Genomic DNA, 12,137 nt, shown 5'->3' on the forward strand with positions numbered 1-12,137 from the left:
CCCCCCGGGCTACCGTCGTCGCCGGGCCGTGCCGAACAGGGAGCGAGTGATCTCCCGGCCCAGCCGGGTGCCGACCGAGCGCGCCAGCGACTTGAACACGCCGCTGCTCACGACCTGTTCGGCCAGCGACGGCTCCTCCCGCGGTGCCGCCTCGCGGGGGGCCACCGTGCGCTTCGGCTCGCGCGCCGGCGGCGCTTCCGCTTCCTCTTCCACCCGGGCCGTGGCCAGCTTCTCGTACGCCGACTCGCGGTCCACAGCCTGTGCATAACGTTCGTGGAGCGAGGAACCTCGTACGGCCCGGTCCAGTGCGGCGGGGTCCACCGGGCCCATGAGGGACTCGGGGGCGCGCAGCCGGGTGGCGGCGACCGGGGTCGGCGCGCCGCTCTCGCCGAGCACGGTCACCACGGCCTCGCCGGTGCCCAGTCCGGCGGTGAGGAGTTCCCCCAGGTCGTACGCCGACCTGGGAAAGGTCCGCACGGTCGCCGTCAGCGCCTTGTGGTCGTCGGGCGTGTAGGCCCGCAGGGCGTGCTGGACGCGGTTGCCGAGCTGGGCGAGGACGTCACCGGGCACGTCCTTCGGGGTCTGGGTGACGAAGAAGACGCCGACGCCCTTGGAGCGGATGAGCCGTACCGTCTGGGTGATCGCGTCCAGGAACGCCCTGGAAGCGTCGTGGAACAGCAGGTGGGCCTCGTCGAAGAAGAACACGAGCCTGGGCCTGTCCGTGTCACCGATCTCGGGCAGGTCGTGGAAGAGGTCGGCGAGCAGCCACATCAGGAAGGTCGAGAACAGCCGCGGCCGGTCCTGCACGGCCGGGAGCTCCAGCACGGAGACGATGCCGCGGCCGTCCTCCGCCGTACGCAGGAGGCCGGCGGTGTCGAACTCCGGCTCGCCGAAGAAGTCCGCCGCGCCCTCCGCCTCGAAGGCGGTCAGCGTCCGCAGGATCACCCCGGCCGTGGCTCGGGACAGCCCGCCGATGTCCCTCAGCTCGGCCCTGCCCTCGTCGGAGGTGAGGAAGGCGACGACCGCGCGCAGGTCCTTGAGGTCGATCAGTTCCAGGCCCTTGGTGTCGGCGTAGTGGAAGACCAGGCCGAGGGACTGTTCCTGGGTCGGGTTCAGCTGGAGCACCTTGGCCAGCAGCACCGGGCCGAAGCTGGTGACGGTCGCCCGTACGGGGATGCCGTGGCCGAGGCCGCCGAGGGCGAGGAACTCCGCCGGGAAGCCGGCCCCGGTCCAGTCCTGGCCCACCTCAGCGGCCCGCCCGCGCACCCGGTCGTCGTCGTGGCCCGGCCGCGCGATGCCGGACAGGTCGCCCTTGATGTCGGCGAGGAACACGGGCACGCCCCGCGCCGACAGCTGCTCGGCGATCAGCTGGAGGGTCTTGGTCTTGCCGGTGCCGGTGGCGCCCGCGACCAGGCCGTGCCGGTTGAGCACGGAGAGGGGGACGCGGACCGGCGCGCCGGCGTGGCACCGCCCGTCCCACAGGAGGGCGCCGAGGTCGAGGGCGGGGCCGGTGAAGGCGTACCCGGAGGCGATCCCTCGGGCCTCGGCGGGCAGTGCGGTGGGCTCCTGCGAGCCGTCGGGCGGTGCGGTGTCGCTGTCACTCATCCCCGGCCTCCGTTCCCGTACTAGCCCGTTCGCCTGATTTGTTCCATCTTTTCAAGCGTGGCACTCGGCCACCATGGCTGCGCCCGGAACGTCTTGACCGGTAGGCTTTCCGTGTGATCTTCAAGCGCATCGGAAACGGCCGGCCGTACCCCGACCACGGCCGGGAAAGCACCCGGCAGTGGGCGGACGTCGCGCCGCGCCCGGTCCGCCTCGATCAGCTCGTCACCACCAAGCAGCAGCTCGATCTGGAGACCCTGCTGGCGGAGGACTCGACGTTCTACGGCGACCTCTTCGCGCACGTCGTGAAGTGGCAGGGCGATCTGTATCTGGAGGACGGTCTGCACCGCGCGGTCCGCGCCGCCCTCCAGCAGCGCCAGGTGCTGCACGCACGCGTGCTCGAACTGGACTGACCCGGGGCGACACGGCCGTAGGCCCTTTCGGGTTCCAGTGGGCGGCATCAGCTGATCATCTGATAGGCATCGTCGCCCGGGCGCACTACGCTGCGTTCATGAGCATGCTGACTCCCCCCGGCATGGGCGGCCGGTACCGCATCACGGGGGACACATACCCGCGGATGCGTCCGCCCCGGCGGCGCGTCAGGCTCGTGGCCGTCGTGGTGGCGTCAGCCGCCGTGCTCGGCCTGACGGGCTGGGGCACCTTGCAGCTCATCGACGTCTTCTCCGGCGGCAGGAAACCGGCGGCCGGTTCCGCGGCGGACTGCCGGCTCAAGGCCGCGGCGGCCCCGGCGGCCCGGGTCGAGGCGCTGCCCGCACCCAGCCGGATCACGGTGAACGTCTACAACGCCACCCAGCGCTCCGGACTCGCCAAGGACACCGCGGACCAGCTGCGCAAGCGCGGCTTCCGGATCGGTGCCGTGGGCAACGCGCCCGAGCGGTTCGACAAGAAGGTCAAAGGCACGGGGCTGCTCCTCGGCCCCGCCACCGCGCGGGACACCTCGCTGCGGGTGCTCGGCACCCAGCTCGGCGGTGCCGACCTGCGCACCGAGGCGGGACGCAAGGGAGCCGACCTCGACCTGGTCATCGGGGACGCGTTCAAGGGGCTGACCCGGCAGGCGTCCGCCGCCCGGGCCCTGACCGACCTGAGCGCACCCGCGGTCTCCGCCTCGCCCTCGGCCACGACGAAGAAGGGCTGCGCGACGCGGTAGTACCCGCCCCGCCCAGCCCTCGCGCCCGCGGCTCGTGGCCGCGCGGCCCCTACTCCGCCGCGCCGTACAGCCGGTCGCCCGCGTCACCCAGGCCCGGGATGATGTAGCCGTGTTCGTTGAGGTGGTCGTCCACGGCCGCCGTGACGACCGTGACCGGGGTGCCGGCCAGTTCGCGTTCCATGACCTCGACGCCCTCGGGGGCGGCCAGCAGGACGACCGCCGTGACGTCGTCGGCGCCGCGCCTGATCAGTTCCCGGATCGCCGCGACGAGGGTGCCGCCCGTGGCCAGCATCGGGTCCAGGACGTACACCTGGCGGCCCGAGAGGTCCTCGGGCATGCGCGAGGCGTACGTGGAGGCCTCCAGCGTCTCCTCGTTGCGGATCATGCCCAGGAAGCCCACCTCGGCGGTCGGCAGCAGCCGGACCATGCCGTCCAGCATGCCGAGACCGGCGCGCAGGATCGGCACCACCAGCGGGCGGGGACGGGCGAGCTTGACGCCGGTGGTCTGCGCGACCGGCGTCCGGATGGCGACCGTCTCGGTGCGTACGTCCCGCGTGGCCTCGTAGGCGAGCAGGGTGACCAGCTCGTCGGCGAGCCGCCGGAAGGTCGCGGAATCGGTGCGCTGGTCGCGCAGCGTGGTGAGCTTGTGGGCGACCAGGGGGTGGTCGACGACGTGGAGACGCATGCCCTAACCGTACCTGCGCCGCGCGCCCCCTCACGCTGGCGTCAAACCGGCCGTCCGGGGGAAGGTGGGAAGGAAGGACAGGGGTGGTGTGACGTGTCTGACCTGCCTGACAAGCGTGCGGGCGCCTTCAAGGCCACCGGCGGTGCGGCCGGTTCCGGGAGCAGGTCCGCCCAGACCGATCCCGACGCGCCCGAGAGCGCGGCCGACCGGCGGCGCCGCCGCGCACAGTTCCTGCGCGATCTCGCCGAGGCCCGGGAACTGCGTGCCCGCGTCCAGCCGCGGCGCGCCAAGGTCGCCCGATTGCGCCACGCGATGCGAATGCGGACGTTCCGCCGGTAGACGGCCGGCCGGCCGGATCCGCGCAGGCCCGGCCCGGTGCTGACGGCCGGTGTCCGCAAGATCCTCGCCCGCGCCGGTGTCGGGACGGCGGGCATACGTGAGAGCCGGGGAAAGCCGCGTACGATCCGCAGGTGGCGGCAATGAGCGCACTGGTGGACCGATCACTGATCGCGATCGAAACAGCCAGACACAGGGAGCCGAAGACGTCCCCTGGACGCCTTGTTTCTGCCACGATTCCGAGTGGGTGGGGCTCGGAGCCCAGGCTCTCCCCTCCCACGTACCTCCGCCGGGGGGACCCCCAACCGGCACGCCTATGACCAGTGGGAGAGTCACGGTGTACTTCGCCGCACTGCTCGCGCGCACCGAAGACGGGTGGGAAGCGAGCGACACGGAGCTCGACGATGTGGAGACCCTGTCGGATCTGGCCGACCTGGCCCGGGAAGCCTCTCCCGACGAGGACACGGTGCTCGTCCTGATCGAGCAGGAGGACTCCTGGTTCGGAGTCGTCCGCGTGGACGGCGAGGAGGACCCTCGCATCTACGTCTCGGACGCCGCCGCCGCCCAGCGCAGCGCGTACGGCGAACTGCTGCTCACCGACGAGCTGCTCGGCCGGGAGCCCGGCTCCGACGACGTCCCGGACCTGGACTCCCTGGACCTCGACGGCACGGAGGACGGCGAGTCCGAGGACGCCGAGGAGGACGCCGCCCCCGCCGCCGACTCGGTGCCGCACAGCCCGGTGGGCGACAGGGAGATCCTGGACGACCTGGGCATCGGGGAGAAGGAGCTGCGCGCCCTGGACGCCGACGACGCGCTGAACACCATCGCCGAGGCCCTGGGCGCCTCGGAGGTGCTGGAGACCGTCCGCTGACCGCCGCCCAGGACCCGCGGGGCACACCGGACCCGGTACGCGACCGCTGGCGGGCCGCGATGCGGCTCGCCCTGGACGAGGCCGGGCTGGCCGCCCGGGGCGGGGACGTACCCGTCGGCGCGGTCGTGCTGTCCGCGGACGGCACGACCGTACTGGCGGCCGGACACAACGAGCGCGAGGCCACCGGTGATCCCACGGCCCACGCGGAGGTCCTCGCGATCCGGCGGGCCGCGGCCCGGCTCGGGGAGTGGCGGCTGACCGGCTGCACGCTGGTCGTCACCCTGGAGCCGTGCACCATGTGCGCCGGCGCACTGGTCCAGTCCCGGGTGGACCGGGTGGTGTACGGCGCCCGGGACGAGAAGGCGGGCGCCACCGGTTCCCTGTGGGACGTGGTGCGCGACCGGCGGCTCAATCACCGTCCGGAGGTCATCGAGGGCGTGCTCGCGGCGGAGTGCGCCCGGCTCCTCACCGGGTTCTTCCGGGACCGCTGATCACCGATTTCGAACCCGGCCACCCTGTGCTGTAAGGTCTCCCTCGGTAGCGTGTCCGAGCGGCCGAAGGAGCTCGCCTCGAAAGCGAGTGTGGCGCAAGTCACCGAGGGTTCAAATCCCTCCGCTACCGCTTGCAGAAAGGCCCCGCCCGACGGCGGGGCCTTTCTCGTGTCCCGGGCACAACCGCGGCGCACCGGCGGGCTGTTCGCGGTGGCAGAGGGCACGAAGGTTACACTCGCGGCCGGCAGCAGGGGGCCCTCGGGGCACTGGTACAGGGGAGGCCGCGATGGCGGTGAACGCCAAGAAGATCGCCGTGTACGTGCTCGTGGTCTTCGCGCTGTACGTGATCATCACGGATCCGGCCAGGGCGGCCGACTACGTGCAGATAGGCTTCGAGGGCATATCGGACGCGGCCAGAGCGATAGGCGACTTCATGACCTGGCTCGCCGACGGAGGAAAGGGCTGAGGTACCTCCCATGATCCGCCATCTGGTCCTCTTCAGGCTCAACGACGGCGTCGGGCGCGACGATCCGCGCGTGGTCGCGGGCGTCGAGGCCTTCCGGGCACTCGGCGGGCAGATCGAGGAGCTGCGGTTCTGGGAGTGCGCCTGGAACATCAGCGACCGGCCGATCGCCTACGACTTCGCGATCAACTCGGCCGTCGAGGACACCGACGCCCTCCAGCGCTATCTGGAGCATCCGGCCCATCAGGCGGGTGTCGCGCTGTGGCGGGAGTTCGCCACGTGGGTGATCGCCGACTACGAGTTCTGAGCCCTTCGCCGCAGAAGCCCCCCGCCGTTCCGGCGGGGGGCTTTCACGCGTTCTGAGCCCCAACTTGTCTGTATTTGGGCACAACACGGCGTTATGCGGTGCTTGCACACAGTGCACATGTCTTGTGATGCTATGACAGCTTTTGACGGATGATTGACCGTGAAGAGGTGGCGTTGACCGTGTCGGCCAGTACTGCGCCGCCCCAGGAGGAGGCACCCGCTCCGCCTCCACCGGCCCCCGAGAGGCGCCGGGGCGCGGACACCCGGGCCCTCACCCAGGTGCTGTTCGCCGAGCTGAAGACGCTGACCCCCGGTACTCCGGAGCACAACCGCGTGCGAGGGGCGCTGATCGAGGCGAACCTCCCGCTCGTGCGCTATGCCGCCGCCCGCTTCCGCTCCCGCAACGAGCCGATGGAGGACGTCATCCAGGTCGGCACCATCGGCCTGATCAACGCCATCGACCGCTTCGACCCCGAGCGGGGCGTGCAGTTCCCGACCTTCGCCATGCCGACCGTGGTCGGCGAGATCAAGCGGTACTTCCGGGACAACGTCCGCACGGTCCACGTCCCCCGCCGGCTGCACGAGCTGTGGGTGCAGGTCAACAGCGCGACCGAGGACCTGACCACGCTCCACGGCCGCTCACCGACCACCGCCGAGATCGCCGACCGGCTGCGGATCAGCGAGGAGGAGGTACTGAGCTGCATCGAGGCGGGACGCTCGTACCACGCCACCTCGCTGGAGGCCGCGCAGGAGGGGGACGGGCTGCCGGGGCTGCTCGACCGGATCGGCTACGAGGATCCGGCGCTGGACGGTGTGGAACACCGCGACCTGGTCCGCCACCTCCTCGTCCAGCTCCCCGAACGCGAACAGCGGATCCTTCTCCTGCGCTACTACAGCAATCTCACCCAGTCCCAGATCAGCGCGGAACTCGGCGTCTCCCAGATGCATGTCTCGCGGTTGCTCGCCCGCAGCTTCCAGCGGCTGCGTTCCGCGAACCGGATCGAGGCGTAGACCCACGGACCGCGTGCCCCGCGGACCCTCTTACAACGGGCGGCGGGTGGTTGCACAGCAGGCGCACGGAAGCACGCCCCGGATGGCGCTGCATCGCAAATCCGAGCGAGCGGTAACCGGCGCGAGCGAATCCCTCACCAGCGCAGTTGCCGACAGTTGTGGACCGACATACCGTCAGACCCCTTCCTTGCAGCGGCTATTCGCTTCTCACATGTCGACATGTCACTACAGCGCGTTGCCGACATGTGACATTCTGCGGGAAGCGCGTTTGCCGAGGCTTCGGCTCCGGTATTCAGGTGAAGGCTGCGTCGCTCGAGAAGGACGCCGCCGCGACCGTCCCGCGACCCAAAGGGGGTGGCATGTCCGCAGACCAGGGCAGCTCGAAGGTGCTGACGCCCACGATGAGCGAGGCAGCGCCCAAGGAGCTCGACGCTCTCGACGTCCTCGACGGCTTCGAGGGTGTCACGGCCCTCGAAGCCGTGCCGTCCCCGGCCGTCGCCCCGGCCGCCGAAGCTGTCCCGGCCGCGCAGGCCACGGCGAACCTCGACACCCGCACCCTGTCCCGCTCGCTCTTCCTGCGCCTCGCCGCGCTGGACGAGCACAGCCCCGAGCGGGGCTACGTCCGGGACACCCTCATCGAACTCAACCTGCCGCTGGTGCGCTACGCGGCAGCACGCTTCCGCTCGCGCAACGAGCCGATGGAGGACATCGTCCAGGTCGGCACGATCGGCCTGATCAAGGCGATCGACCGGTTCGACTGCGAACGGGGCGTGGAGTTCCCGACGTTCGCGATGCCGACCGTCGTCGGTGAGATCAAGCGTTTCTTCCGCGACACCTCGTGGTCGGTGCGCGTCCCGCGCCGCCTCCAGGAGCTGCGTCTGGCCCTCACCAAGGCCAGCGACGAGCTGTCGCAGAAGCTGGACCGCTCGCCCACGGTGACGGAACTGGCCGCCGTGCTCGGCGTCTCCGAGGAGGACGTCGTCGACGGCCTCGCGGTCGGCAACGCCTACACCGCGTCCTCCCTCGACTCGCCGGCCCCCGAGGACGACGGCGGCGAGGGATCCCTGGCCGACCGGCTCGGCTACGAGGACAGCGCGCTGGAGGGCGTCGAGTACCGCGAGTCCCTCAAGCCCCTGCTGGCCAAACTCCCGCCCCGGGAGCGGCGGATCATCATGCTGCGCTTCTTCGCCAACATGACCCAGTCGCAGATCGGCGAGGAGGTCGGCATCTCCCAGATGCACGTCTCCCGGCTGCTGACCCGGACACTGGCCCAGCTGCGAGAGGGACTGATCTCGGACTGACCCGGCCACCGCCCGCCGGATTCCCCGACCTGACAGCCGTCAGCGACGGGAGCCGGGACCGGGCGGGGTCGCACGGACGACGCGTACGACGGATACGCGTGGCCGCCGAAGCGCCGTCACGGCCGCGTCGGCGGCCGTCGTCCGTCCGGGGCCGGTGTCCGGGGTCAGGGCAGGTCCGTCGTCCGCCCTGGCGCGGCACCGGTTCCGGCGGCGGGACGAGGCGCTCTCACGGGTACGGCGGTGGGCCGGGCACGCCGAGGAGGCACGCGCCGCCGGTCTCCGGCACCCCGGGCGGGCGTACATCGGCGCGCTCGGCATCGACCGCGTCGTCGGCGTGCGCGTCGGACACAGGACGTGTCCGTGCGGGCAGCGGGGCCCGCCGGCGTTAGCCGAGCGCCAGCCAGGCGACTCCCGCCACCACGGCGAGCGCCACGACGATGCCGATGATCAGGCCGATGCGGGGGCCCGAGGAGGCCGCCTGCTGCTGCCGGCCCTGCGGGGCGTCGTCGACGAACGCGCGGAACATCTGGGTGTTGCCGGCGGGGTCGTAATTGCCCTGGGGGCCCTGGGTGTTAGCCATGGCCCGAGACCTTAGCGAAGTCACACCCCGCGGCCCAAGCGGGGGCCTATGGGGCGGGCTCCGGGAGGCGAGGGACACCTTCCCCGGACTCACCTGCCTCTTTACACCACCAATACTTGCCTTTGCCAATTTTTTACGCCGCCGGCCACCTACTTGTTTGCCTTCAGCAACCAAGCACCTTTATGGTTGCTTCAAGCAACGAATACGGGAGGTGTGATGGCCGGGCAGGCGCAGTTTGAAGAGCTGGCGCGTCAGCTCAGTGCCGTCGGAGCCGTGAAACGGGACATGGGGCGGATCCTGCCGCCCGACTGCCCGGCCGGCTCGGCCGCCGTGCTGACCCTGCTCGGCCGCCACGGCGACATGCGCATGAGCAAGCTCGCGGAGCTGCTCGCCGTGGACATGTCGGTCACCAGCCGGCATGTCGCGCACGTCGCCGCACGCGGTTGGATCGAACGGCACCCGGACCCCGCGGACAAGCGCTCGCGCATCCTGCGCCTGACGCCCGAGGGTCTGGAGCAGCTCGTCGAGCTGTCCCGGCGGACCACGCACCTGCTCGCCGAGCGGCTGGCGGACTGGACCGACGAGGAGGTCGGCCAGCTGATCCGGCTGATGACGCGCCTGCGCGCGTCCTTCGGCGACTGCCGGTCCGCCCCGCTCCGGCTGCCCGCCCCCGTAGTCGAAGAGACCACCCGTACACCCGCAAGCACGTAAGAAAAGGAAGCTCATGGCAACGACCACACCAGCCGGTGTGCGGGCTCACGCCAAGCACGGGGGAGGCTCCCACGGCGACGCCCCGATGACACACCGGCAGATCATGGAGGCCCTCTCCGGGCTGCTGCTCGGCATGTTCGTGGCGATCCTGTCGTCCACGATCGTCTCCAACGCCCTGCCGCACATCATCGGGGACCTCGGCGGCGGCCAGTCCGCCTACACCTGGGTGGTCACCGCCGCCCTGCTGTCGATGACCGCGGCCACCCCCCTGTGGGGCAAGCTCGCCGACCTGTACAGCAAGAAGGCGCTCGTCCAGATAGCGCTGATCATCTACGTGGTCGCCTCCATGGCGGCCGGGCTGTCCCAGAACCCGGGCATGCTGATCACCTTCCGGGTGTTCCAGGGCATCGGCGTCGGCGGTCTGTCCGCCCTGGCGCAGATCGTCATGGCGGCGATGATCTCCCCGCGTGAGCGTGGCCGTTACTCCGGCTACCTCGGTGCCACGTTCGCCGTCGCCACGGTCGGCGGCCCGCTGCTCGGCGGTGTCATCACCGACACCTCGTGGCTGGGCTGGCGCTGGTGCTTCTACGTCGGCGTGCCCTTCGCGGTCATCGCGCTGATCGTGCTGCAGAAGACCCTGCACCTGCCCGTGGTCAAGCGGGACGTCAAGGTCGACTGGGGTGGCGCGACCCTCATCGCCGCCGCCGTCTCCCTGCTCCTGATCTGGGTGACCTTCGCCGGCGACAAGTACGACTGGGTCTCCTGGCAGACCTACGCGATGGTCGGCGGTTCGATCGTCCTCGGCGCGCTCTTCGTGCTCGTCGAGTCCAAGGCGAGCGAGCCGATCATCCCGCTGCGCCTGTTCAGGAACCGCACGATCACCCTCGCGTCGCTCGCGTCGCTGTTCGTCGGTATCGCGATGTTCTCCGGCACCGTGTTCTTCAGCCAGTACTTCCAGCTGGCCCGGGACAAGTCCCCGACCATGTCGGGCGTCATGACCATCCCGATGATCGGCGGTCTGTTCGTCTCCTCGACCGTCTCCGGCCAGTTCATCACCCGCACCGGCCGCTGGAAGGCGTGGCTGGTCAGCGGTGGCGTCCTGGTGACGGCCGGCCTGCTGCTGCTCGGCGGCATCCGGTACGACACCGACTACTGGAAGATGGCCATCTACATGGCCCTGCTGGGTCTCGGCATCGGCATGATGATGCAGAACCTGGTGCTCGCCACGCAGAACCAGGTGGCCCCGTCCGACCTCGGCGCGGCCAGCTCCACGGTGACCTTCTTCCGCTCCCTCGGTGGTGCGGTCGGCGTCTCCGCGCTGGGTGCCGTGATGGCGAACAAGATCACCGACTACGTCAAGGACGGCGTCTCCGACCTCAGCCCCAAGTACCAGGCCGCTCTGGCCGGGGGCTCCGGTTCCACCGACACCATCCCGGACATGGACAAGCTGCCGGCCCCCATCCGGACCCTGCTGGAGAGCGCCTACGGCCACGGCATCGCCGACGTCTTCCTGATCGCCGGCTTCCTCGCCGCCGTCGCCTTCCTGATCACGCTGTTCATCAAGGAGGTCCCGCTGAAGACCAGGGGCGCGCTCGCCCAGGGCGCCGAGGCCCAGGCCCCGGTGACCGACCCGGCCGCCGCTCCCGCCGTCGCCGAGGCCCAGGCCCCCGCCGCCGAGCCGGTCCCGGCCTCCGCCGCCCCGGTGTCCGAGGGCACCGCCACGGCGACCGCCACCCGGCAGCTGACGGCCGTCGCCTCGGCCGCCGAGCCCGGCACCGCCGGCGGCACCCCGGTCCACGGCTTCGTCCGCGGCGCCGAGAGCGCCCCGGTCCCGCAGGCCGCCGTCACGCTGATCTCGCTGGCGGGCCGCCAGCTGGGCCGCTCGGTCGCCCAGGCCGACGGCTCCTACACCCTGGCCGTCCCGGGCACCGGCTCGTACGTCCTGATCGCCTCCGCCGACGGCTACCAGCCGCAGGCCTCCACCGTCGTGGTGGGCGAGGACGCACTGTCGTACGACATCCTCCTCAGCGGCACCAGCGGGCTGACCGGTGTGGTCCGGGCCGCCGGGAGCGCGCTGCCGGTCAAGGACGCGATGGTGATCGTCACCGACGTGCGCGGAGACCTGCTGGCCACCGCCGCCAGCGGTGAGCAGGGCGACTTCGCCCTCACCGACCTGGTGCCCGGCACCGTGACCGTCGCGGTCAACGCCGAAGGCTTCCGGCCGCGCGCCCTGCCGGTCGAGGTCGGCGCCACCGGCGTCACCCGGATCGAGGTCGACCTGGACGCCGGCGCCCGCCTCCAGGGCGTCGTCCGGGCCCCGCACGGTCCGCTGGCCGACGCCCGCGTCACCCTGGTCGACCAGGCGGGCAACGTGGCCGGCACCGCCACCACCGGCACCGACGGCGCGTACGCCTTCACCGACCTGGACAGCGGCGAGTACACCGTCATCGCGACGGGCTACCCCCCGGTGGCCACCGCGCTGACCGTGGCCGGTCCCGGAGTGGACGGCCACGACATCGAACTCGCCCACCCCGGCGAGTAGTCCACACCCCGGCCCGTGGCGGCGCGCCCTGAACGGAGGGCGCGCCCGCCACGGGCCGGTCTCATACGAC

The 12,137-nt window shown here is 71.2% G+C and carries 15 protein-coding genes and 1 tRNA gene; 12 read left to right on the forward strand and 4 right to left on the reverse strand.

The genetic code is table 11. From position 1 onward, the window contains the following. Positions 1–9 precede the first annotated feature (9 nt). A complete protein-coding gene (locus ACF1BE_RS04340; protein WP_392197460.1) occupies positions 10–1,605 on the reverse strand; it encodes a helicase HerA-like domain-containing protein in 1,596 nt (531 codons plus the stop codon). 113 nt (positions 1,606–1,718) lie between these two features. Here ACF1BE_RS04340 and ACF1BE_RS04345 point away from each other — a divergent pair, with 113 nt between their 5' ends. Beyond that, entirely contained in the window at positions 1,719–2,015 is a 297-nt protein-coding gene (locus ACF1BE_RS04345; RefSeq protein ID WP_004943146.1) for a type II toxin-antitoxin system VapB family antitoxin, read from the forward strand. A 98-nt stretch (positions 2,016–2,113) separates the two neighbouring features. Next, positions 2,114–2,770 (forward strand): LytR C-terminal domain-containing protein, encoded by a 657-nt coding sequence (locus tag ACF1BE_RS04350; RefSeq protein WP_392197461.1) that lies wholly within the window; start codon positions 2,114–2,116, stop codon positions 2,768–2,770. A 49-nt stretch (positions 2,771–2,819) separates the two neighbouring features. On the opposite strand, the gene upp is transcribed toward ACF1BE_RS04350, so the two are convergent. Then, on the reverse strand, positions 2,820–3,455 hold the full coding sequence (upp, locus tag ACF1BE_RS04355; RefSeq protein ID WP_373908690.1) for a uracil phosphoribosyltransferase: 636 nt from the start codon (positions 3,453–3,455) through the stop codon (positions 2,820–2,822). Between the two features lie 93 nt (positions 3,456–3,548). Between upp and ACF1BE_RS04360 the strand changes: the two genes are divergently transcribed. The 8 genes from ACF1BE_RS04360 to ACF1BE_RS04395 all read left to right on the forward strand — a co-directional run bounded on the left by ACF1BE_RS04360 (position 3,549) and on the right by ACF1BE_RS04395 (position 8,234). Further along, complete coding sequence (locus ACF1BE_RS04360) at positions 3,549–3,794, forward strand: hypothetical protein (RefSeq protein WP_392197462.1); 246 nt, start codon at positions 3,549–3,551, stop codon at positions 3,792–3,794. Between the two features lie 334 nt (positions 3,795–4,128). Continuing rightward, positions 4,129–4,662, forward strand: a complete 534-nt coding sequence (locus tag ACF1BE_RS04365) for a hypothetical protein (RefSeq protein WP_392197827.1) — start codon at positions 4,129–4,131, stop codon at positions 4,660–4,662. A 59-nt stretch (positions 4,663–4,721) separates the two neighbouring features. Further along, a complete protein-coding gene (gene tadA, locus ACF1BE_RS04370; RefSeq protein ID WP_392197463.1) occupies positions 4,722–5,153 on the forward strand; it encodes a tRNA adenosine(34) deaminase TadA in 432 nt (143 codons plus the stop codon). 45 nt (positions 5,154–5,198) lie between these two features. Beyond that, a tRNA-Ser gene (locus ACF1BE_RS04375) sits at positions 5,199–5,283 on the forward strand. Positions 5,284–5,439: 156 nt separating this feature from the next. Next, complete coding sequence (locus ACF1BE_RS04380) at positions 5,440–5,619, forward strand: hypothetical protein (protein ID WP_392197464.1); 180 nt, start codon at positions 5,440–5,442, stop codon at positions 5,617–5,619. A 10-nt stretch (positions 5,620–5,629) separates the two neighbouring features. Further along, positions 5,630–5,923, forward strand: coding sequence for a Dabb family protein (locus tag ACF1BE_RS04385; protein ID WP_392197465.1), 294 nt, complete (start codon positions 5,630–5,632; stop codon positions 5,921–5,923). 149 nt (positions 5,924–6,072) lie between these two features. After that, complete coding sequence (locus tag ACF1BE_RS04390; RefSeq protein ID WP_392197466.1) at positions 6,073–6,933, forward strand: RNA polymerase sigma factor SigF; 861 nt, start codon at positions 6,073–6,075, stop codon at positions 6,931–6,933. 359 nt (positions 6,934–7,292) lie between these two features. Beyond that, positions 7,293–8,234 (forward strand): RNA polymerase sigma factor SigF, encoded by a 942-nt coding sequence (locus ACF1BE_RS04395; RefSeq protein WP_392197467.1) that lies wholly within the window; start codon positions 7,293–7,295, stop codon positions 8,232–8,234. A 226-nt stretch (positions 8,235–8,460) separates the two neighbouring features. Here the strand turns inward: ACF1BE_RS04395 and ACF1BE_RS04400 are convergent, their stop codons facing one another. Together ACF1BE_RS04400 and ACF1BE_RS04405 are read right to left on the reverse strand one after the other, a co-directional pair. Beyond that, a complete protein-coding gene (locus ACF1BE_RS04400; protein WP_392197468.1) occupies positions 8,461–8,583 on the reverse strand; it encodes a hypothetical protein in 123 nt (40 codons plus the stop codon). A gap of 36 nt (positions 8,584–8,619) precedes the next feature. Further along, positions 8,620–8,814 (reverse strand): hypothetical protein, encoded by a 195-nt coding sequence (locus ACF1BE_RS04405; RefSeq protein ID WP_392197469.1) that lies wholly within the window; start codon positions 8,812–8,814, stop codon positions 8,620–8,622. Positions 8,815–9,030: 216 nt separating this feature from the next. Between ACF1BE_RS04405 and ACF1BE_RS04410 the strand changes: the two genes are divergently transcribed. Together ACF1BE_RS04410 and ACF1BE_RS04415 are read left to right on the forward strand one after the other, a co-directional pair. Further along, positions 9,031–9,525: a MarR family winged helix-turn-helix transcriptional regulator gene (locus ACF1BE_RS04410; protein WP_392197470.1), complete on the forward strand. Its 495-nt coding sequence runs from the start codon at positions 9,031–9,033 to the stop codon at positions 9,523–9,525. A gap of 13 nt (positions 9,526–9,538) precedes the next feature. Further along, the gene (locus ACF1BE_RS04415) at positions 9,539–12,067 is read left to right on the forward strand and encodes an MFS transporter (RefSeq protein WP_392197471.1); all 2,529 of its coding nucleotides are present in this window, start codon (positions 9,539–9,541) and stop codon (positions 12,065–12,067) included. Positions 12,068–12,137: the final 70 nt, after the last annotated feature.

Origin of the sequence: Streptomyces sp. NPDC014991, assembly GCF_043080665.1 — a bacterium.
GTDB lineage: Bacteria > Actinomycetota > Actinomycetes > Streptomycetales > Streptomycetaceae > Streptomyces.